The 22,517-nt window shown below is 72.0% G+C and carries 14 protein-coding genes; 11 read left to right on the top strand and 3 right to left on the bottom strand.

Annotated features, from left to right (window positions below; all coding sequences use genetic code 11):
- The first annotated feature begins 361 nt into the window (after positions 1 to 361).
- Positions 362 to 1,978 carry an MDR family MFS transporter gene (locus CCL05_RS06760; RefSeq protein ID WP_208641396.1) on the top strand — a complete coding sequence of 539 codons (1,617 nt, stop codon included), beginning with the start codon at positions 362 to 364 and terminating at the stop codon, positions 1,976 to 1,978.
- On the opposite strand, the gene CCL05_RS06765 is transcribed toward CCL05_RS06760, so the two are convergent.
- The 3 genes from CCL05_RS06765 to CCL05_RS06775 all read right to left on the bottom strand — a co-directional run bounded on the left by CCL05_RS06765 (position 1,959) and on the right by CCL05_RS06775 (position 8,408).
- Complete coding sequence (locus tag CCL05_RS06765; protein WP_086559569.1) at positions 1,959 to 2,747, bottom strand: alpha/beta fold hydrolase; 789 nt, start codon at positions 2,745 to 2,747, stop codon at positions 1,959 to 1,961. The two genes, CCL05_RS06760 and CCL05_RS06765, sit on opposite strands and share 20 nt — an antisense overlap.
- A gap of 78 nt (positions 2,748 to 2,825) precedes the next feature.
- The gene (locus tag CCL05_RS06770) at positions 2,826 to 4,268 is read right to left on the bottom strand and encodes a polysaccharide deacetylase family protein (protein WP_086559570.1); all 1,443 of its coding nucleotides are present in this window, start codon (positions 4,266 to 4,268) and stop codon (positions 2,826 to 2,828) included.
- 126 nt (positions 4,269 to 4,394) lie between these two features.
- Positions 4,395 to 8,408 (bottom strand): nSTAND1 domain-containing NTPase, encoded by a 4,014-nt coding sequence (locus CCL05_RS06775; protein WP_086559571.1) that lies wholly within the window; start codon positions 8,406 to 8,408, stop codon positions 4,395 to 4,397.
- Positions 8,409 to 8,627: 219 nt separating this feature from the next.
- On the opposite strand from CCL05_RS06775, the gene CCL05_RS06780 reads away from it, so the two are divergent.
- From CCL05_RS06780 to CCL05_RS06825, 10 genes are all read left to right on the top strand, one after another.
- A complete protein-coding gene (locus CCL05_RS06780) occupies positions 8,628 to 9,830 on the top strand; it encodes a glycoside hydrolase family 1 protein (protein WP_086559572.1) in 1,203 nt (400 codons plus the stop codon).
- Positions 9,831 to 10,099: 269 nt separating this feature from the next.
- Positions 10,100 to 11,926, top strand: coding sequence for a beta-glucuronidase (gene uidA / locus CCL05_RS06785; RefSeq protein ID WP_086559573.1), 1,827 nt, complete (start codon positions 10,100 to 10,102; stop codon positions 11,924 to 11,926).
- A gap of 84 nt (positions 11,927 to 12,010) precedes the next feature.
- Positions 12,011 to 13,396 carry an MFS transporter gene (locus CCL05_RS06790; RefSeq protein ID WP_086559574.1) on the top strand — a complete coding sequence of 462 codons (1,386 nt, stop codon included), beginning with the start codon at positions 12,011 to 12,013 and terminating at the stop codon, positions 13,394 to 13,396.
- Positions 13,397 to 13,483: 87 nt separating this feature from the next.
- Complete coding sequence (locus tag CCL05_RS06795; RefSeq protein WP_086559575.1) at positions 13,484 to 16,144, top strand: family 78 glycoside hydrolase catalytic domain; 2,661 nt, start codon at positions 13,484 to 13,486, stop codon at positions 16,142 to 16,144.
- 77 nt (positions 16,145 to 16,221) lie between these two features.
- Positions 16,222 to 16,860, top strand: a complete 639-nt coding sequence (locus CCL05_RS06800; protein ID WP_086559576.1) for a TetR/AcrR family transcriptional regulator — start codon at positions 16,222 to 16,224, stop codon at positions 16,858 to 16,860.
- 101 nt (positions 16,861 to 16,961) lie between these two features.
- Positions 16,962 to 18,083: a PP2C family protein-serine/threonine phosphatase gene (locus tag CCL05_RS06805; protein ID WP_086559577.1), complete on the top strand. Its 1,122-nt coding sequence runs from the start codon at positions 16,962 to 16,964 to the stop codon at positions 18,081 to 18,083.
- 138 nt (positions 18,084 to 18,221) lie between these two features.
- Positions 18,222 to 19,139, top strand: a complete 918-nt coding sequence (gene ltnD, locus CCL05_RS06810; protein WP_086559578.1) for an L-threonate dehydrogenase — start codon at positions 18,222 to 18,224, stop codon at positions 19,137 to 19,139.
- Between the two features lies 1 nt (position 19,140).
- Positions 19,141 to 20,421: a 3-oxo-tetronate kinase gene (gene otnK / locus CCL05_RS06815; RefSeq protein WP_086559579.1), complete on the top strand. Its 1,281-nt coding sequence runs from the start codon at positions 19,141 to 19,143 to the stop codon at positions 20,419 to 20,421.
- Positions 20,418 to 21,128 carry a class II aldolase/adducin family protein gene (locus tag CCL05_RS06820; RefSeq protein ID WP_208641397.1) on the top strand — a complete coding sequence of 237 codons (711 nt, stop codon included), beginning with the start codon at positions 20,418 to 20,420 and terminating at the stop codon, positions 21,126 to 21,128. Before otnK ends, CCL05_RS06820 begins: the two co-directional genes overlap by 4 nt.
- A 51-nt stretch (positions 21,129 to 21,179) precedes the next feature.
- The gene (locus CCL05_RS06825) at positions 21,180 to 22,487 is read left to right on the top strand and encodes an MFS transporter (RefSeq protein WP_086559580.1); all 1,308 of its coding nucleotides are present in this window, start codon (positions 21,180 to 21,182) and stop codon (positions 22,485 to 22,487) included.
- The last annotated feature ends 30 nt before the right edge of the window (positions 22,488 to 22,517 follow it).

Raw genomic sequence — 22,517 nt, forward strand, 5'->3', positions numbered from 1 at the left:
CCGGCAGCGTCGGCCAGGCGACCCGGCAGCGTCGGCCGGTCACCCCGATATCGACGATCGGCCGTCCGGCATCGTCAGCCGTCCGCCCTGAGGACGATCAGCCGTCCGGCATCGTCAGCCGACCACCTCGGCATCGACGGCCAGCCGCCTCGGCAGCGTCGGCCCACGCTCCGGCCCCGGCGCGGGCCCGCCGACCTGAGGACGATCAGCCGTCCGGCAGCGTCGGCCGGCCGCCCCGATATCGACGGCCGGCCGCCCCGGCAGCGTCGGCCCACGCCCCGGCTCCGGCGCGGGCCGCTCCGGAACCCCGGGGCGGTCCGCGTCCGCGGCGCCGTACCCGCCCCCACCCCGAGGACGACACGTGACCTTCTCCGACACCCAAGAACAGGGCGCGGCCGGGGACATGCCCCCGCGGCTCAGTCACCGGCAGATCACCACGGTCATGTCCGGGCTGGTGCTCGGCATGTTCCTGGGGGCGCTGGACCAGACGGTGGTCTCGTCCGCGCTGCGGACCATCGCCGACGACCTGCACGGGCTGACCGCCCAGGCATGGGTGACTACCGCGTATCTCATCACCGCCACCCTCGCGACGCCGCTCTACGGCAAACTCTCCGACATCCACGGCCGCAGGCCCGTCTACCTCGCCGCGATCGCGCTGTTCACCGCCGGCTCGCTGCTGTGCGGATGTGCCACGTCGATCTACGAACTCGCGGCGTTCCGCGCCGTGCAGGGGCTCGGCGGCGGCGGGCTGATGTCGCTGGCGATGACGATCGTCGCCGACATCACCTCCCCGCGCGAAAGGGGCCGCTACCAGGGCTACTTCATGGCCGTGTTCGGCGGCGCCAGTATTGTCGGCCCGCTGGTCGGCGGAGCGTTGGCGGACCGGGCCGATCTGCTCGGGATAGCCGGCTGGCGCTGGATCTTCCTGATCAACGTGCCGCTCGCCGCGGCGGCCGCGGTGGCGATCATGCGCGTGCTGCGCTTCCCGCACCGGCGGGTGCGGCACCGGCTCGACTACGCCGGGGCGCTCGCCCTGGCCGTGGGCCTTGTGCCGCTGCTGACCGTCGCCGAGCAGGGCCGCACCTGGGGGTGGGACTCGCCCCGGGCCCTGCTGATGTACGCGGTCGGCGTGGCGGGGCTCGCGGTGTTCGTCGTGGTGGAGCGGCGGTCGGGCGACGCCGCGCTGCTGCCGCCGCGCCTGTTCCGCATCCGGACCTTCCGGCTGGGTGTCGGGCTGCACTTCGTCGTCGGCATCGGCATGTTCGGTGCGATGACGACGCTGCCGCTCTATCTCCAGCTCGTGCGCGGCATGAGCCCCATCGAGGCCGGCCTGGCCACCCTGCCCACGGTCGCCGCGAACCTCGCGGTGACTCTGCTGACGGGCCGGATGATCGCCCGGACCGGCCGGTTCAAGGTGCATCTCGTCGCCGGTATCGGCTCGTTCACCGCCGCGATGCTCGTGTTCGCGACACTGAGCGTGGACAGCCCGCTGTGGCACCCGGCGCTCGGCATGGCCCTGATGGGCGCGGGACTCGGCGCGTCGATGCAGACGCTGACCACGCTGGCGCAGAGCGAGGTGCCCCGCACGGACATGGGCGCGGCGACGGCGTCCGTGAACTTCTTCCGCTCCAACGGCGGTACGGTCGGCACCGCGGCGTTCCTGTCGATCCTGTTCACGACGGCGGCCGGAAACATCGCCGAGCGACTGGCGGAGGCCCGCCGCGACCCGGCCTACCGCCACCTCCTGGCCCAGCCCGACACGGCGCACGCCCTGACGGGTGTCCTGGGCCCCGGCGGCGGCGTCAACCTGGAGGACTCCGCCTTCCTGCGCACCCTCGACCCGAGCGCGGCACTGCCGTTCCTGGAGGGCTACGTCACCTCGATGCGTTGGGTCTTCCTCACCGGCGCCGCGGTGTCCCTGGCCGCCTTCGCGCTGGCGGCCTGGCGGGTCCCGGACCTCACGCTCTCCGACGAGTAGCCCGCAGGGGAAGCATCGTGGGGATCGGCTCCTTGGCGAGGAAGTCGAGGATGATCCGGTTGACCTCCCGGGGCTTCTCCATGAGCAGCGCGTGCGACGTTCCCGGCACGACGGCCAGTTGGGATCCGGGGATCGCGCGATACAGGGCAATCGTGTGTTCGAGGGTCATCAGGTCGTCGTCCCCGACGAGGACGAGCGTGGGCGCCGTGATACGAGCCAGGTCCTCGGTGCGGATGGTCGGCTCGGTGCGGAACATGGCGGCCAGCTTGCCCACGACGACCGGCCAGTGGGCCGCGCCGTCGGGCGACACGGCTTCGTACGCCTCGCGGAACATGGTCAGGTCGGGTGCGTCGGGCGTGATCTGGTCGAGCATCTCCGGAGCCGCGCCGCTCTGGGGGCCCGGGAGGAAGTTGGCCCCGATGGCCACGATCTTCCGGACCAGGTCGGGGCGGGCGATGGCGACGAGCAGGACGATGACCCCGCCGTCGCTCCAGCCGACGAGATGGGCGGGACCGCCGACGACCTCCTCGATGAAGGCGACGGTGTCGTCGGCCATGTCCTGGTAGGAGAGCGGCCCGTCGACATCGGGTGTGTGCCCGTGCCCCCGGCGCTCGGGAAGCAGCACACGGAACTCCGCCGCGAAATCGGGCCGCTGGGCCTGCCACGTCTCGTTCGTGCAGAGGCCGCCGTGGAGAAGGAGCAACGGATCACCGGCGCCATCGGTCTCGTACCACGTCCTGACGCCGGGGAGCTCCACATAGTCACCCATGGCTCCGGGCCTTTCCGGGATGCCGCCGTGTACCTTAAGTCTCCGCCGCCACCTGGATGACCTGCAATGCGAGCACCGTCAGAGGGTGGCGCGCAGATGGCTGACGGTGACGAAGCGGTAGCCGCGGGCGGTCAGGGTGCGCAGGATCTGCGGGACCGCTGCGACCGACGTGGGGTGGATGTCGTGCATCAGGACGACGTCGTTGCGCCGCACCTCGGCGATGACGGTCCGCGCGACTTTGTCGGCGTCGCGGTACTTCCAGTCCTCGGTGTCCACGTCCCACAGCACCGGGGAGAGACGGGTGGCGGCCCGGACCCGGCGGTCGACGGCACCGTAGGGCGGGCGGAAGAGGGTGGGGGCCTGGCCGGTGGCGGCCTCGATGGCGGCGCTCGTGCGGTTGAGCTGGGAGACGACCTGTCCGCGGGCGAGCTTGGTGAGATCGGGGTGGTTCCAGGAGTGGTTGCCGATCTCGTTCCCGGCGCGGGCGGCGGCGCGGACCAGGCCGGGGTGGGCGGCGACGTTCTGGCCGACGGTGAAGAAGGTGGCGCGCGCCTTGTACCGCGCCAGGTAGGTCAGCAGGGTCGCGGTCTCCGGCGCTGCCGGGCCGTCGTCGAAGGTCAGCGCGACGCACTTAGCCTTCTTGCAGTCGGTGTCGTCGTCGCCGGAAGCGGTGTGGGTGGGGACGGCCTGCGTGGGGACGTGCGTCGCGCCCAGGTCGAGCGACCGGCTGGGCGTCACCGTCTGCCGCTGGGCACGCTTGCCGAACGCGGACAGCCAGGGGGTGACCTTCTCCTTGGGGAGAGTCACCGTGACGGCACCGGCGGCCGGTACGGCCACGTCGCCGCGGTCGAAGGCCACCCGCAGTCCGCCGTCGACGGTGAACGCCATGTCGTCCAGGGCGGCGGCGCGGGAGGCCGGGTCGGAGAACGTGTCGTCGAGGGCGGCGGCGTCCACGCCTTCGCGTCCCTTGAGCCGGTCCTTCACGGCGCTGAGAAAGGCGTCCCGGGAGCCGTCGGCGACGAGTCCGAGGGCCGTGCGGTACGCGCCCGCCCTGCCGTCGTACCAGTACGTCGTCGCCGACAGCCCGGACCCGGCGCTGCTGGGGTCCTGGGTGGTGAGCCGGACGCCGAGGACGTCGCCGGAGGCGACCAGGAACTGGTGGCTGATGTTGAGCTCGCCGCTGTCCGCGTCGCCCGTGCCGTCCTGGCAGATCGCCGAGTCCGAGCGGAAGGCGGCCAGGCGCCGATCCACGTACTTCTTCATCGCTGCCGTCATCGCCTCGGCGCCGGGCACGTCGGGGTAGCTCGTCGCGAAGGGGCAGGACTTGTTCTCGCTGCTGTCGCTGACGATCTCCAGGCCCTTGATCTTCGACGGGTCGACGCCGCGGACGGGTGAGGGGCCGGGCCGCGCGGAGGCCGCGCCCGCGGACCCGGACGGTTGGCCGGGTCCGGACGAGCAGGCCGCTGTGAAGGAGAGGGTGCAGAGGAGCAGAAGGGAGGGGACCAGAGGGTGCATGCGCATGAGTGAGACCAGAACCTGACTGAGGGGATTCGCGGACACCGCCGACGGGACGCCGCGGTCGTTCTGGTCATGGAGCGTGCAGGTCAGAGGCGTTTTTCAGCGACCCGGAACGGCCTCTGAAAAAAATCAATCCCCACAGACGGGCTCGTACGGCGCGTCAGGGACGTAGGTGCGCCACTGCGCCTCGGTCAGTCCGCCACCGGTACGAGCGCAGATCGTCCGGACGGCTTGGTCCGGGGCGACGGGGAAACGCTGGAGCGGCACGTCCGGGCCGCTGGCGTACACCGTGCCGCCGTCCTCGGCGAAGGCGAGGGACCGGATCTCGTCGCCGGGCGTGGGCAGGTCCGAACCGAGGAGCTGTTGCCCCTCGGTGTCCCACAGCCGCAGGGTCCCGTTCGCGCCGCCCACGGCCAGCGTGCTGCCGTCGGACGAGAAGGCGAGCGCCTCCACCGCCTCCGGCTCCCCCTCGGAGACCGTGTCGGAGGTGCCGGTCAGCGCACCCGCGCGGTGGCGGAGCTCGCCGTCCCACAGCGTGACGTGCCCGGTGGTGTCGCCGACGGCGAGCCGGGAGCCGTCGGGGCTGAAGGCCAGCGCGGTGACCTCACGGCCGTCGGCGAGCGCCCGCCCGGTGACCTTTCCGGACACCGGATCGGCGTACTGATCGTCGGAGCCCACGAGCAGACCTCCGTCCGGCCGTACTGTCAGCGCCGCCCCGGACGGGCCGGGCATGGCCCGGGACCGCCGATGGTTCCGGGTGTCCCAGACCTCCGTCACCTGGCTGCCCCCAGCGTCGCGGACGGCCAGCAGCGTGCGGCCGCCGGGCCCCAGGGCGAGGGCGGTGGCCGGGCGGTCCGCCGCGCCGGAGGTGTCGATGACCGTACGCACCCGGGGTCCGCCCACGTCCCACACGGTGAAGCGCAGCCGCAGTGAGCCGTGCGTCGACGCGGTGTCGGCGACGGCCAGCGCACGGCCGTCCGGACTGAACGCCAGCAGCGGGGTTTCCTCGTCGGACAGGTTCGACAGCGGGCCGAGCGTGGCATGGGCGCGGACCGTGCCGGTGCGCGTGGAGCGCAACTCGAAGCGGTAGCCGCCGCCGGAGCGGGTGACGGTGGCCAGGGCGGCGCCGTCCGGGCTGAGCAGGCCGGCGTCGGCCGGCGTGCTCTGCCACCGCGGGGTGAGACGGTCGGTCAGATCGAGGGTGTGGACCGTGGCGCCGTCGAGGTAGCGCAGGAGGCGATGGCTGCCCGCGTCCCAGGTCAGCCCCCTCATGTCCGCACCGGACAGCGGGCGGTGGAAGACCTGGGTGCCGCCGGTGGCCAGCCGCCATACGGCGAGCTCGTGGTCGTCCGCCGTGGCCAGGAACTCCCCGTCGGGAGAGAGGGCGGCCTGCGTGAAGCCGGCGTCATCACCACTGGTGAAGTCGCCGAGTGTGCGTCCACTGGCGACGTCCCACACCACGGCCGTCGTGCCGTAGACGGCGGCCAGTCGCTTGCCGTCCAGGCTGAACCGCAGCAGGCGTGAGCCGCCGTCCGCGCCGGTGCCGGTCCCGCACAGGTTCCTGTCGGCCTTCTCCCAGTCCCCCGGCAGTCGCTTTCCGCCGGCTGCGTCCCACAGCTGGAGCGGCCCGTCGGCGGGGCAGAGGGCGAGCAGGCGTCCGCCGGGGCCGACGGCCACCGAGGAGAGGGGGCGCGGCATGCCGGTGCTGAAAAGGACCTTGCCGTCGTTCGCCCGGTGCAGCCGGACCGGGCCCGGGCCGTCCAGCGGGCCGGTGAGGTACGCGCTCCCGTCGTCCGCGCTGCCCTGCAACGACACATCGCCCAGCTCGGCGGCGGGCCTGCCGCGGGGAAGGCTCCACAGTTCCTCGTCCCCGTCCGGCCCCATGACGTCGAGGAACCGGGAGTCGGGACCGGCGGCGGCCACTTCCATACCGCCCGGCAGGTGGTGGGTGGCGGTGACCTTGTGGTCGGCCACGTTCCGGACGGTCACCGTGCCGTCGTCGACGCTGAGCAGGGTCCGGCCGCCGTCGGTGAGGAAATGCCGGACGTCTCTGCCGACCCGGGGGTCGGTGAAGGCATCGCGTTCCGGTTGCGCGAGAGCACCGAGCAGCGCCGAGCGGGACTCGGTGAGCGGGGCCGTCTTCCACGCGGCGGCCCCGAGCAGGGCGGCCGTGCGCGGATCGGTGGAGCGGAGGCTGTCGGCCACCGTGGCCAGGCGGCGGGCGGTGGCCTTGGCGGCCTCTTCCTCGCTCACCCGGTCACGCTGCCAGGCGATCAGCCCGGCGGCCAGCGCCAGCACGAGGCCCACGGCCAGGCCGACGCCCAGGAACCGCGTCCGCCGCGCGCTACGGCTCTCGGCCTCCTGCTCGGCACCCCGGGCGGCAAGCGAAGCCGTGAGGAAGGCCCGCTCCAGGGGGGTGAGGTCGTCGTCGGGCTGAGGCGGCCAGGTACGGTCTCCGTCCGGCTGAACCCGCCGGGCAGAGCCGTCGTCCGGCCCAACCCGCTGGGCGGGGCCGTCGTCCCGCCGAACCGACCAGGTGGCACCGCCGTCCGGCCGAACCGGCGGAGTGGGGCCGTCGTCCCGCCGAACCGACCAGGTGGGACCACCGCCCCGCCGAACCCACCTGGTAAGACCACTGCCCCGCCGAATCACCCCAGTGCGCCCACCGCCGCGCCGAACCGACCACGTAGGACCGCCCTCCGGCCGACCCCGCCCCGTGGAGCCCCCGTCCGACTGGCGCGCGAACAGTTCCGCCGCCCTCGCCAGCCGCGCCCCGCGGTACAGCGCCCCAGGGTCGCGTTCCAGTTCCTCCCAGCCGCGAGCCGCCTCGCCGAGCCGGCGTTGTGCGCGCAGGCGATCGCGGCCCTCCTCGATCCAGCCGGCCAGGCGCGGCCACCCGGTGATCAGGGCCTCGTGCGCCAGCTCCACCGTGTCACCGTCCAGGGTGACCAGGCGGGCACCGGCGAGGCGCTCCAGCACGTCCCGCGCACCACTGCCGAGCTCGGCCCGGCAGGCCGGGCGGCGGGTGTCGGCCGTGCCGTCGCCCGGCGCGATCAGCCGCAGCAGGATCCGCCGGGCGACACGCCCCTGCTCCGCCGACAGCCCGCCGTACACCTCCTCGGCGGTGGCGGCGATCGCGCCGCGGACGCCGCCCGCCTCCTCGTACGCCGCCAGGGTCAGCATCCGGCCGCGACGGCGGCGCCAGGTCTCCAGCAGGGCGTGCGAGAGCATGGGCAGCGCGCCCGGCTGGTCGACGACCTCGTCGACGATCCGGGCGGTGAGAGCACGTTCCACGGTCAGTCCGGCGGTGGCGGCCGGCCCGGTGATCGCCTCGCGCAGCTCGTCCCGGCCCAGCGGTCCGACCAGCAGGTTCGCCCGGCAGACGGCCTCGGCCAGCTCACGGTGGTCGGCGCAGTGACCGTAGAAGTCACCGCGGACCGCGACCACGACGCGCAGCCGGCTCTCCGGCCGCAGGGCCGCCAGCAGCAGGCCGAGGAACCGGTCGCGTTCCGCGCGGTCGTGGCAGAGGGTGAACAGTTCCTCGAACTGGTCGACGATCACCCAGGTCTCCGCGTCGCCGTCGCGCGCGACGAGCGCCTGCTGGTGCGTGCGCGCAGGCCGCTCCCCCGGTGTGAGCACCCGGATCACCGCCGGCCGCTCCGCCCCCGCCGCCTGCCGCAGCCGCGGAATCAGCCCCGCCCGCAGCAACGACGACTTGCCGCTGCCTGACGCCCCGAACACCGCCGCGAACCGGTGCTCGCGCACCAGCTCCGTCAGGTCGGTGACCAGCCCTTCCCGGCCGAAGAACAGATCGCTGTCGTCCGGCTCGAAGCGGGCCAGCCCCCGGTACGGCGGCCGCTCGTCCGGCGCGGGCGCACGGACCTCGGCGTCCGCCTCCCGCCAGCGCCGCTCCCACTCGTCCGGGTCGCCGTCCAGCGCCTCGGCGTACGCGCGCACCACCGCCAGAGACGGCAGCTGCTCGCCGGCCGCCGCCTGGGACACCGCGGTGATCGAGTAGCCGGCCCGCTGGGCGATCTCCCGGTACGGGGGCTTCCCGGCCTTCTCTCGCAGCACACGCAGATCGTGCGCAAGCCGCTGTACGGGACCGGCGTCGGGGTCGACCGGCTTCTCGCGTCGCCCCACCGGGACACCTCTCCAACACGCAGCTCGACGAACAGGCGTTCAAGCTACGTTTTCGCCCCATCTCGCGCAATCTCCGCGCGAGCGCAAGATCATCAGCACTTCCCGACGCCCCCTTTCACGAAAACCAACCACGTGGTAGACATTGGCCACTCGCTCGGCCGCTCGCTTGACCGCTCACTCTCCAGCCGTCACCACCACCACTCAGGAAGGCAGTCGACGATGACTGAACTCGCTCCGGGATTCCTCTGGGGAGCCTCCACCGCCCCACACCAGATCGAGGGCAACAACCTCAACAGCGACTTCTGGGCGAGCGAGGGGCGCATGCCGGGCATGGAGCGCAGTGGTGACGCCTGCGACAGCTACCACCGGTACCGCGAGGACATGAAGCTGCTCGCCGACGCCGGACTCGACGCCTACCGCTTCGGCATCGAGTGGGCACGGATCGAGCCGGTCCCCGGCATGATCTCGCGGGCCGAACTGGCCCACTACCGGCGGATGATCGACACGGCCGTCGAGCTGGGTCTCACCCCGGTCGTGACCCTGCACCACTTCACCAGCCCTCTCTGGTTCGCCCAGGAGGGCGGCTGGCTCGGCGACCGAGCAGTCGAGCGGTTCCGGGCGTACGCCGAGGCGGTCGCCCCGATCCTCGGCGGCGTCGAGTGGGTCGTCACCATGAACGAGCCGAACATGCTGGCCATCATGATCGGCATGGCCGAGGCCATGCGGAACCAGCAGGCGGCCGGGGAGTGGCAGAGCCCCACCCTCGACCACGAGGGTCCCCGACCGCCGCTGCCGGCCCCCGATGTGAAGACCGGCGAGCGGCTCGTCGAGGCGCACCACGCCGTCCGGGAGGTGCTGCGCGGGCGCACCGGCGCGAAGATCGGCTGGACGGTCGCCAACCGCGCCTTCGTCGCCCGCCCGGGGGCCGAGGAGAAGAAGCGGGAGCTGGAGTACGTCTGGGAGGACCTCTACCTGGAGGGGTCGCGCGGCGACGACTTCGTCGGCGTGCAGTCGTACTCCAGCCAGTGGGTCGGCCCGGACGGCATCGAGCCGCACCCGCAGCACCCGGACAACACCCTCGTCGGGACCGCCTACCGGCCCGACGCCCTGGGCATCGCCGTACGGCACACGGCCGAAGTCACCGGCGGCATGCCGATCCTGGTCACCGAGAACGGCATCGCCACCCACGACGACACCCGCCGGATCGCCTACACGGACGAGGCGCTGAAGCACCTCAGGACGGCGATCGCCGACGGCGCCGATGTACGCGGCTATCTGCACTGGAGCCTGCTGGACAACTACGAGTGGGGGCACTGGGAGCCGACGTTCGGCCTGATCGAGGTCGATCGCGAGACCTTCGAGCGCCGCCCCAAGCCCAGCCTCGCCTGGCTGGGCGAGACCGCCCGCCGCGTCCGCGACTGATCCCTGAAGGCCCCGCCCGGGCTGTGCGGTGGCAGCCCGCGTGGACTGGCAGCCCGCGTGAACGTCTCCGACGCCGGGAGCGTCGTATCCGCCGCCGACCGACGGAACACGGCGGCGGCCACCGCTGCCGCCAAGGCTCCCGCAGCCGCCTGGAACGCCATCCCGTGATGCAGCCGAGCCCGCTCGGTCGCCCCGGCGCCACCGACGACGTCGCTCGAGCGGTGCTGTCGATGCGGCACCCTCCTCCCCCACTGCCGACAAGGAGCCCCATGCTCTCGCCCCGCACCAGCCCCACCCGCGACATCGTCGGCCTCGACGGCCTCTGGCGATTCGCCCTCGACAGCCGGGCCGGCGACCGCCCGTGGACGTCGCGGCTCACGTCGTCCCTCGAAGCCCCCGTCCCCGCCAGCTACAACGACCTGTTCACGGACCCGGAGATCCGTGACCACGTCGGAGTCGCCTGGTACCAGCGCGACGTGCGGGTGCCGCGCGGCTGGGCGGGAGAGCGGGTGGTGCTCCGCTTCGGCTCCGTCACCCATACCGCGCGGGTCTACGTGGACGACCGGCTGGTGACCGAACACGCGGGCGGTTACACGCCGTTCGAGGCGGACCTGACCGGGATCGTGCGGCCCGGCGCCGAGTTCCGGCTGACCGTCGGCGTCGACAACCGGCTGACGAACGAGACGATCCCGCCGGGCACCGTCACCACCGGGCCCGACGGCCGCGAACGCCAGTCGTACCTGCACGACTTCTACAACTACGCGGGCATCGCCCGCCCGGTCCGCCTGTGCAGCACACCGCCGGCCTTCGTCGAGGACGTCACGGTCGTCACCGGACGGGACGGTGCGGCCGGCCTCGTCGACTACCGCGTGGAGACCGGCGGTGAGGCCGCCGAGGCGACGGCCGTCCGGGTGCGCGCGGTCGACGAGGCGGGCCGGACCGTGGCGCAGGCGCACGGCCCCGAGGGCACCTTCCGCATCGAGGACGTCACCCTCTGGCAGCCCGGCGCCGCCTATCTCTACGACCTCGTGGTGGAGTTGGTCACCGAGGACCCGGCCGGTGCGGAAGCACTCGTCGACAGCTACACGCAGCCCTTCGGCGTCCGTACCGTCGAGGTGCGGGGCACCCGGTTCCTCATCAACGGCGAACCGTTCTACTTCACCGGTTTCGGCAAGCACGAGGACACCCCCGTCCGGGGCAAGGGCCACGACGACGCCTACCTCGTCCACGACTTCCAGCTCATGGAGTGGACCGGCGCCAACTCCTTCCGCACCGCGCACTACCCGTACGCCGAGGAGGTGCTCGACTTCGCCGACCGGCACGGCATCGTCGTCATCGACGAGACCGCCGCCGTCGGCCTCAACCTGGGCGTCATGGGCGGCCTCACCGGCGCCGCGCCGACCCCGACCTTCGCGCCGGAGAACTTCGGCGGGGTCACCCGCGACGTCCACGCCCAGCACCTGCGGGAGCTGATCGAGCGGGACAAGAACCACCCGAGCGTGGTGATGTGGTGCCTCGCCAACGAGCCGGCCTCCAACGAGGAGGGCGCCCGCGCGTACTTCGAGCCGCTGGTCGAACTGGCCCGCAAGCTCGACCCGACCCGTCCCCTCACCTACGCCGCGGTCATGTTCGCCACGCCGGAGAACGACCTGATCGGCGACCTGTTCGACGTACTGAGCATCAACCGCTACTACGGCTGGTACCTCTTCACCGGCGACCTCGCGACCGCCGAGGAGTATCTGGAGAAGGACCTGCGCGGCTGGGCCGAGCGCTTCGGCAAGCCGGTGATGATGTCCGAGTACGGCGCCGACACCCAGCCCGGCCTGCACTCCGTCTGGGACACCCCGTGGAGCGAGGAGTACCAGAGCGACTACCTCGCCATGTACCACCGGGTCTTCGACCGCATCCCCGAGTTCGTCGGCGAACACGTGTGGAACTTCGCCGACTTCCAGACCTCCAACGGCATCCACCGCGTCGACGGCAACAAGAAGGGCGTGTTCACCCGCGACCGCAGGCCCAAGACGGCCGCGTTCTCGCTCCGCCGCCGCTGGCGCGGCCTGGACGGACGCAAGCCCGGCCACACCACGGACGACTGACGCCGGCGGTTGAAACGTTCCCGGCAGGTGCCGTCCGCCGCCGACCGCGGCGCCCCCTGGCATTCATGAGACGAAGGAGTCCTCATGCCTCACAACGACCGCGACATCAGTGTGGCCGGTCCCCCGCCGACAGAGGCGCCGGAGGACGACGGTGCGGAGCCCGCCGGGGCGGCCGGGGCCGGCGGCGCGGAACGAGCCGGGACCCCCGCCCCCGAGATCGAGGCCCCGCCGCTGGAGAGGGTCAGCAGGAGTTTCATCGCCTGGATCATGGTCGCCAGTTTTGGGGCCTCCCTGGCCCTGATGGTTCCGCTGTCGTACTCGCTGGCAGTGCGGATCGACGACCTCGCCCCGGGACGCGAGGAACTGCTCGGATACGTCACCGGCACCGCCCAGTTCGTCTATCTGGTCCTCAGCCCTCTGATCGGTTTCTGGAGCGACCGGAAGCGCTCCCGGCTGGGCCGCCGGACCCCCTTCATCTTCGCCGGCACGGCCCTCGGCATGCTGGGACTCCTCGGTGTCGCCGTCGCCCCGACCGTCTTCCTGGTGGGCGTGGCGTGGGTCGTCGGCATGGCCGGCTGGTCGACGGTCGGGCAGGCCGTCCAGAACGTCCAGGCCGACCGTGTGCCCGAGGAGCAGCGCGGACGCGTCTCGGCGGTGACGACCGGCGTCACGACCCAGATCGCCCCGGTGATCGGCATCGGCATCGCGTACACGGTGGCCTCCAGCACGCTCCTGGTGTTCCTGGTCCCGGGCGTCATCGGAGCGGCCATGCTGGTGCTGTTCCCGCTGTTCAAGCCGGAAGGCGACTCCCGCGCGCTCGTGCGCACCAGCGAGGTGAGCCTCAAGGGCCTGGTCACCAGCTACGGGTTCAATCCGCGGAAGTACCCCGACTTCGGCTGGAACTGGCTCGGCCGCTTCGTCTTCTTCATGGGCCTGTACTTCAACACCACCTTCGGGACCTTCTTCTACGCCCAGCGGCTCGACCTGCCCATCAAGGAGGTCGCCGGCGTCGTGGCGACCATCGGGACCCTCGGAGTGCTGGCGGCGACCGGTGGCGCCCTCGCGGGCGGATTCCTCTCCGACAAGCTCGGCCGGCGGGGGCTCTTCGCCCTGCTCGGCTCCGCGATCTTCGTTGCCGGGGCCGTCGCCGAGGCGTTCGCGCACTCGCTGCCCCAACTCGTCGTCGGCGCGGTGCTGATGCAGATCGCCATCGCGATGTTCAGCGCCGTCGACCAGGCGATCGTGTTCGCGGTCCTCCCGGACCGGGCCCAGGCCGGCCGCTATCTCGCGGTCGTCGCCTTCGCGCAGAAGATCCCCAGCGCCCTCGCGCCGCTCATCGCACCGCTCGTCATCACCATCGGCGTCACGAGCGGAGGGGAGAAGAACTACACGCTGCTCTATCTGAGCGGCGCTGTGCTCGCTCTCCTCGGCGGTCTGATCATCAAGTTCAAGGTCACGTCGGTCCGGTGACGGGGCACATCGGCGATCGACGGTGCACACAAGGGCGCCGATCGCCGTGCAGCCAACAGTGTTCGACGAGTTCCGAGAAAGCAGAGCATGAACAACGTCCCCTATGACCTGCGCATCGACAGCGGCGGTGACCAGTTCGCCGTGTCGGGCCCCACGCCCCGCCTGTCGTGGAAGCCGCCGTCGCACGCGGAGCACCCGACGGGATACGAACTGGAGTGCGCCGTCGACGGCGAGACACAGCCCGCGGTGCGGGTCGAGTCCGGCCGGCACCGGTTCCTCCCCTGGCCCTGGGCGGCTCTGCGCAGCGGCCGGCGGGTGGCCTGGCGGGTCCGGGCCCACGGCCCCGCAGGCCCGTCGCCGTGGTCGGAGTGGGACGCGTTCGAGGCCGGTCTCCTCGACGAGGACTGGCAGGCACGCTGGATATCGCCCGCCGAATCCGGGGACCCCGGCTACGGCAAGCGCCCGGCCCACACCCTGACGGCCCGGTTCGAGGCACGGGCCGGAGTGCGCTCGGCGCGGCTGTACGCGACGGCGCTCGGCGTGTACGAGGCGTACGTGAACGGCGAGCGGGCCGGCACCGCCGAACTGTCCCCTGGATCCACCTCCTACGACCGCACGCTCTACGCCCAGGCGTCGGACGTCACGGCCGCCGTCAGGGCGGGCGGCAACATGATCGAGATCGTTCTCTCCGACGGCTGGTACCGGGGCCAGGTCGGCGCGTTCCGCCTGCCGGCCGGCTGGGGCACGGTCCTCGGCGCACGTGCCGAGCTGCACCTCGCCTACGAGGACGGTTCCCGCCAGGTCGTGCGCACCGACGAGACCTGGACGAGCACGCGGTCGGCCATCGTCCGGGCCGGCCTCATGGACGGGCAGACCACCGACTTCCGCGCCGGACCGGCCGGAGCACAGCCGGTCCTCGTCGACCAGGTCGAGGTGCCCGCGATCGACTGGTCGCCGGCCCCGCCCGTGCGTGTCGTCGCATCGCGTCCCGCACAGTCGGTCGAACAGGTGCGGGACGGGCTCTGGATCGCCGACTTCGGGCAGAACGCCTCGGGCCGGCTCGCCCTGGGCGACCTCGGCCCGGCCGGCACCCGCACCGTCATCGAGTACGGCGAACACGTCGGCGCGGACGGCGATCTGACGACAACTCACCTGGACTCCGAACGGCCCGGCGAGGACCCGGTCCGTTTCGTGCAGCGCGACGAGGTCGTCTCGGCGGGCGGGGGCGAGACGTTCGAACCGCGCCACACCGTGCACGGCTTCCGGTACGCGCGCATCCGCCGCGACGGCGTCCCGCCGGCCCCGGCGAGCATCACGATGCGCGTCGTCCACACGGACCTGCGCCGCACCGGCACCTTCGCGTGCAGCGACGACGACCTCAACCGCCTGCACGAGATCGCCGACTGGAGCTTCCGCTCCAACGCCGTCGACGTCCCCACGGACTGCCCGACCCGCGAACGACTCGCCTGGACCGGCGACTTCCAGGTCTTCGCACCGACCGCCACGCGCCTGTACGACGTCCTCGGCTTCAGCCGCAAATGGCTCCGCTCGGTCCGCGACGACCAGTTGCCCGACGGCCGGATCGCCAACTTCTCGCCCGACGGCCGCCGCATCAAGCACCACCTCGACGACCAGTTCGCCCTGATGACCGGCTCGGCGGGCTGGGGCGACGCCATCGTCGCCGTCCCCTGGGAGCTGTACCGGGCCTACGGCGACCGGGAGGTCCTCGCCGAGAACTGGGAGGCGATGGTCCGCTGGGTCGACTGGGCGCTCGAAACCGCCCGTACCGCCCGCCATCCGTCCCGGATCGAGCGCTCGGCCGAGCCGCTCCCGCACGAGCGGTACGTCTGGGACGGCTCCTTCCACTGGGGCGAGTGGACCGAGCCGAAGGCGAAGGCGGCCGACGGCACCCGCATCGACCCGATCCGGACCGACCCGGTCGCCTGGTTCATGGCCGACAAGGGCGAGATCGGCACGGCGTTCCTGTACCGCTCGTCATCGACCCTCGCCGACGTCGCACAGGTGCTGGGCCGCACCCAGGACGCGGCCCGCTACGCCGAGACCGCCGAGCGCGTCCGGGACGCCTGGCGCACCGAGTTCCTCACCCTCGACGGACGCACCACCGGCGACACCCAGGCCGCCTATGTACGGGCGCTCTCCCTCGGACTCGTCCCCGGGGAACTGCGCCCGGCCGCCGCGGCCCGCCTGGTCGAACTGATCCGCGCCGCCGGCACCCATCTCGGCACCGGCTTCCTCGCCACCGGCGACCTGCTCCCGGTCCTGGCCGACACCGGTCATGCCGACGTCGCCTGGGAACTGCTCCTCCGGCGCACCGCACCGTCCTGGCTGTACATGCTCGACCACGGCGCGACGACCATCTGGGAGGACTGGGAGGGCATCGACGAGAACGGGGATGCCCACGACTCCCTGAACCACTACAGCAAGGGCGCCGTGATCCGCTTCCTGCACACCCACACGCTGGGGCTGCGGCAGGCACCGGGGTCGGTCGCCTGGGAGTCCGTCGAGGTCGCGCCCGTCCCCCACCCGTCGCTGACGTGGGCCCGGGGCACGCACGAGTCGCCCCAGGGCACGATCGCCGTCGAGTGGCGGACGGCCGGAGACGAGCTGACCGTCACCGTCGACGTGCCGCCGGCCACCACCGCCCGCGTGATCTTCCCCGACGGCACCACCGAGACCGCCACGACGGGCACCTTCCGTGCCACTCGCCGTATGAAGAGGAGGCCGTGACCGGTGGTAGGTTTTCAGCGGTCAATCGCTGCGCACGACCTGTCCGGACCGGCTTCGTTGGGGAGAGTGAGCGCACCGTGGGTCAGGCAACAGCGCGCGGGCCGTACGCCAAGACACCGGCCCGCCGAGCGGAGATCGTACGGGCGGCCCGCGACAGTTTCGCCGAGAACGGCTACGCCAAGGCCTCCCTCAGGGACATCGCGGAGCGGGCCGGCATCACCCACGCCGGACTCCTGCATCACTTCCGCAACAAGGACGAGATCCTCGCCGAAGTGCTCGCCGCGCGGGACTCCGAGGAGTGGCAGCACGGCGCGGCCCAGGTCGACAGCATCGACCAGCTCGCGCCGTACCTCGATGAGCTCATCCGCCACCATCAGAAGGCGCCCGAGCTGATGCGCCTGTGGATCGAGCTCGCCGCGGCGGCCTCACGCACGGACCATCCCGCCCACGCCTACTTCGTCGAGCGCTACGAACGCGGGCGCACACAGTTCGCCGAAGGGTTCCTCGACAAGGCCGCCCGCGGCCGGCTGCGCGAGGGGGTCGGCCCCGAGAGCGCCGCGGCTCTCTTCCACGCCGTGCTCAACGGCCTCCAGTTGCAGTGGGTCCTCGACCAGGACCTCGACATCATCGGACCGCTCAACGACTTCGTACGCCTGCTTCTCGACCAGAGCGACCGGGACGACCGCGATGACGGGGAGGACCGGGAGGGCCGGTAGGCGAAGCGCACCGGGCGGACAAGGGCGCGGCGGGGCGCCTCCCGCGAGGGGCCGGGCCTGCATAACGTACGGGAGAGATCACGAGCCGCCCGGGAGTTCCCATGATCGACACCCGCCGGAGAAGGCCGTCGGACGCCCTCGAGGCGATCGAGCCGCCGGGCAACGCGGAGCTGGCCGTGGGCGTGGTCTCGGTGACGGCCCTGGTGGAGATCCTGGGCGCCCTGTCCGGGTCCGCGGTGTGGCTCCTCGGTCTCCTGGTCTTCCTGCCGGGTACGGCGTCGGCGCTGTGCACCGCTGCGCAGACGAGGTTCGTCGCCGCCTGGACGACGGTCGTCGTCACCCTCACCGTGCTGCTGCGCGGCAGTGACGTGGGACGGTCGCTCGACCGCGCCCTGCTGGTCCTGCTCACCCTCGCCCTGGGAGTGACCTCCGTCTACGCCTGCCAGCGCCGCATCAGGCGCGAGCACGAGATGCTGCGCCTGCGCTCCACCGCCGCCGCCATGCAGCGGCACATCCTGCACCCACTGCCCCTGGTCACCGACGACGTCCTGGTCAACGGCGTCTACGAACCCGTACAGGAGGACCGGCTGGTCGGCGGCGACATCTACGAGGTCATCGCCTCACCCTTCGGGACCCGGGTGCTGATCGGTGACGTGCAGGGCAAGGGGCTGGCCGCCGTGGGGGCAGCGTTCGCCGTGATCGGCGCCTTCCGCGAGGCGGCCCACCGGGAACCCACGCTCACCGCGCTCGTCGACACCCTGGACGCCGCGGTCGTCCGGCACAACTCCTACGCCGAGCAGAACGGCGACGACGAGCGGTTCGTCACCGCGCTCGTCGTCTCCGTCGACGCCCACACCGAGGCGCAGATCGTCAACTGCGGGCACATCCCGCCCCGCTTGATGCACGACGGCGACGTCGTCGCGCCGCCGCTGGAGTCCGGTGTGCCGCTCGGTCTCGCCGAGCTGTCTTCCGAGCCGACGACCGTGGGCTGGTTCGACTTCCCGGCCGGTTCGACGCTGCTGCTGACCACCGACGGCCTCACCGAGACCCGTGCCGCGGACGGCACCTTCTACCCGGTCGACGAGCGGCTGGCGGAACACCTCGCCCTCTCCCCCACCGAACTGCCCCGGGCCCTGTACGAGGACGCCCGCGCCTTCGCCGGCGGCGTCGACCAGCACGACGACGTCGCCGTCCTGACCGTCCGCCGCTCGCCGTACCGCTGACCGGACCCCGGCACATCCCTCTGCCTATGTGAGCGACATCACAGCCTGCAAATCATCATCCTCAGGTCATCATATGACCTGATCTCCCCGGGAGTCGGAGCCGACTCCTCTGGACGACACGGCAGGACGAGGATGGGCATGGACGACGAGAACAAGCCCGCACGACCGCGTGTGGGCGTGGTGGGACTGGGAGCCATGGGCCTCGGGATGGCCCGCAGTCTGCGGAACGCGGGTTACGACGTAGGGGTCCACGACCTGCGGCCGGAGGTGGCCGCGGCCTTCGCCCGCGACGGCGGCACGGCGTTCGCCTCCTGCGGCGAGCTGGCAGCCGCGGCGGACGTCCTGGTCGGCGTGGTGGTCAACGCGGAGCAGGTCGAGTCCGTGCTGTTCGGCGCCGACGGGGCGGCCGGCCGGCTCCGCCCGGGCTCCGTCTTCGTCATGTGCTCCACGGTCGACCCGGGCTGGTCCGCACGGCTCGAAGGCCGCCTGGCCGAGTCGGGGGTGCTCTACCTGGACGCTCCCATCTCCGGGGGCGCCGCCCGTGCGGCGGCCGGCGAGCTCACGATGATGACGTCGGGCTCTGCCGCCGCGTACTCCGTCGCCGGCCCGGTGCTGGAGGCCATGAGCAGCACCGTCTACCGCCTGGGCGACCGCGCCGGACTCGGCTCGAAGGTCAAGATCGTGAACCAGCTCCTCGCGGGCGTGCACATCGCCGCCGCGGCCGAGGCGATGGCGCTCGGCATCAGGTCCGGCGTTCCCGCCGAGGCGCTCTACGAGGTCATCTCGCACAGCGCCGGCAACTCCTGGATGTTCGAGAACCGCATGGCCCACGTGCTCGCCGGCGATTACACGCCCCTGTCCGCCGTCGACATCTTCGTCAAGGACCTGGGGCTCGTGCTGGACTCCGCCCGCCCGGAGCGGTTCCCGCTCCCCCTCGCCGCCACCGCCCACCAGATGTTCCTCCAGGCATCGGCGTCCGGACTGGGGGCCGAGGACGACAGCGCGGTGATCAAGATCTTCCCGGGGATCGATCTGCCCGAGCCGGTGGAGGCGTGACATGGGAATCCGCCTCGGATGCATCGCCGACGACTTCACCGGCGCCACCGACCTGGCCAACAACCTGGTGCGCGCGGGCATGCGCGTCGTCCAGCTGATCGACGTGCCGCCGGCCGGCGCCGCACCGGCGGTGGACGCCGACGGGGTGGTCATCGCCCTCAAGTCGCGGACCGTTCCGGCCGCCGACGCCGTCGCGGCCTCGCTCCGGGCCCTCGCCCGGCTGCGGTCCATGGGCGCCGAACAGGTGTACTTCAAGTACTGCTCCACCTTCGACTCGACACCGGCCGGCAACATCGGACCGGTCACCGAGGCGCTGATGGACGCGCTGGGCACCGACTTCACGGTCGCGACACCCGCGTTCCCCGACAACGGGCGCACGGTCTTCAAAGGCCATCTCTTCGTCGGCGACGTGCTGCTCGGTGACAGCGGCATGCGCCACCACCCGCTCACCCCGATGACCGACTCCAACCTGGTCTCCGTCCTCGGCGCGCAGACCACGCGGGCCGTCGGCCTCATCGACCACACCGTCGTGGCGGGCGGCGCCGAGGCGATCCGGGCCCGTATCGACGCCCTGCGCGAGGACGGCGTCGGAATCGCCGTCGTCGACGCCGTCTCCAACGACGACCTCCTGCGCCTGGGTGCGGCGGTCCGGGGGCTTCCGCTGGTGACCGCCGGTTCGGGTCTGGCGATCGGACTGCCCGCGAACTGGGGGTTCGAGCCGTCCCCTGCCGCCGCGCAGCTGCCGCCTCCCGGCGGGCACCGGGCCATCGTCTCCGGCTCGGTCTCCGTCGCCACCAACGGCCAGGTCCTCCGGTACCTGAACAGCGGCCGGCCCGCGTTCCGCGTGGATCCGCTGCGCGTGGCGGCCGGTGAGGACGTGGCCGGACAGGCCCTGGCCTTCGCCGCGTCCCACCTGGACGACGGGCCGGTCCTGGTCTACTCCACCGAGCCGGCCGACACGGTCCGCTCCGTCCAGGGCCGGCTCGGTGCCGCCGAGGCCGGTGAGCTCGTGGAGCGGACGCTGGCCCGCGTCGCACAAGGGCTGGTGGAACGGGGCGTCCGCCGGCTCGTCGTCGCGGGCGGTGAGACCTCGGGAGCGGTCGTCCAGGCGCTCGGTGTCACCGGGCTCAGGATCGGACCGCAGATCGACCCCGGTGTTCCCTGGTGCGCGGCCACCCTGCCCGACGGGGACACGCTCCACATCACACTCAAGTCCGGCAACTTCGGCGGCCCCGACTTCTTCACCTCCGCCTTCGCCCTGCTGGACGAGGAGGCCGCATGACCGAGCAGCCGGGCAGCACCGCCGGGACAGGCCACGACGAGGCCGTCCACGACGCTGTCGACGAGGCGCGCCATGAGATCGTCCGGGTGGGCACCAGCCTGTTCGCCCGGGGCTACGTCCACGCCAGCGCCGGCAACATCAGTGCCAGGGCCGGCGACCACCACCTGATCACCCCCACCGACGCCGCCCTGGGGTTCCTCGAACCCGGCCGCCTCGCCCTGGTCGACGCCCGTGGTGAGCAGATCGCGGGCGACCGCGCCAGCAAGACCCTGACCCTGCACCGGCGCATCTGCTCCGCCGACCCCACGGCCCGGTTCGTCATCCACACCCACTCCACGCACCTGGTCGCGCTCACCCTGGCCGGCGTGTGGAGCGAGGCCGACGTGCTTCCGCCCCTCACGCCGTACTACGTGATGAAGGTCGGGCACGTCCCGCTCATCCCCTACCACCGGCCCGGCGACCCGCGCGTGGCCGACCTGGTGACCGCCCGCATCACCGCACACGCGGCGAGCCGTACGCCCATCAGGGCCGTGCTGCTCGACAGGCTGGGCCCCGTCGTCTGGGGACCCGACGCGGCCACCGCCCTCGCCGTCCTCGAAGAACTCGAGGAGACGGCACGCCTCTGGCTCCTGACCGACCGTCGCCCCGAGCCGCTCCCGTCCCCCGCGCTCGACGAACTGAGGTCCGCGTTCGACGCCGCGTGGTGACCCGCTCCCCACCCGTCAGAGAATTCCCCCGAGCCGCACGAGGGATCACCCATGTCCATGCCCATAACGGCGTCGGCATCCGCCGACGCCGCCCGTGAGAACGCCGTCTTCCGCAAAGTCGTGCGGCGTATCGTCCCCTTCCTCGTCCTGTGCTACGTCGTCTCCTACCTGGACCGGGTCAACGTCGGCTTCGCCAAGCTCCAGATGGCCGACGACCTCGGCTTCAGCGAGGCGGCGTACGGCCTCGGCGCCGGACTGTTCTTCATCGGCTACTTCCTCTTCGAGGTGCCGTCGAACCTGATGCTCCAGCGCGTCGGCGCCCGCACCTGGATCGCCCGGATCATGATCAGCTGGGGCCTCGTCTCGGGGGCGTTCATGTTCGTCCACAACGAGGCGATGTTCTACGTCCTCAGGTTCCTCCTCGGAGCCGCGGAGGCGGGGTTCTATCCGGGGGTGATCCTGTACTGCACCTACTGGTTCCCCTCCCACCGCCGGGCCCGGGTGATCGCGCTCTTCATGTCCGCCATCCCGGTGGCCGGCATCTTCGGCAACCCGCTCTCCGGCTGGATCATGGACCGGTTCCAGGGCGTGAACGGCTGGGAGGGCTGGCAGTGGATGTTCCTGCTGGAGGCGATTCCGGCGCTCCTCATCGGTGTGGCCACGCTGTTCTATCTGGACAACAGCGTGCGCGCCGCGAAGTGGCTCACCGACGAGGAGAAGGCCGTCGTCGAGCGGGCGATCGCCGAGGACGCCGCGCACCAGACCGTGCACGGCCGGGTCTGGGACGCCTTCCGCGAGCCCAAGGTGTGGCTGATGTGCCTCATCTACTTCTGCTTCGTGATGGGCCAGTACGCCCTGACCTTCTGGATGCCCACGTTCATCGAGTCCACCGGTATCGAGGGCAACCTCGCGATCGGCATGCTCAGCGCGGTGCCGTTCCTGGCCGCGCTCGTCACGATGAACCTGCTCGGGCGGTCGGCGGACAAGCGCCGTGAGCGCCGCTGGCATCTGGTGGTGCCCAGTCTCATGGGCGCGGTCGGCTTCTCGCTGGCGGCGGGCTGGGCCGGTTCGACCGCACTGTCCCTGGCCGCGCTGTCCATCGCCGCGGCGGGCGTGCTGACCTGCGCGCCGCTGTTCTGGTCCCTGCCCACCGCGTTCCTCGGCGGCACCGCCGCCGCGGTCGGCCTCGCCGCGATCAACTCGGTCGGCAACCTCGCCGGCTTCGTCAGTCCCTACATGATCGGCGCACTGAAGGACGCCACCGGCTCGACGTCACTCCCGATGTACGTCCTGGCGCTCAGCCTCGTCGTCGGCGCCGCCGCGGTGCTCACCACCGACAAACACGTCGTCAACCGCTGACCGGGCCTCCCGGTCCCCAGACAGGAGCCA

This window comes from Streptomyces africanus, from assembly GCF_002150735.1.
In the GTDB taxonomy this organism is placed as follows: Bacteria; Actinomycetota; Actinomycetes; order Streptomycetales; family Streptomycetaceae; genus Streptomyces; species Streptomyces africanus.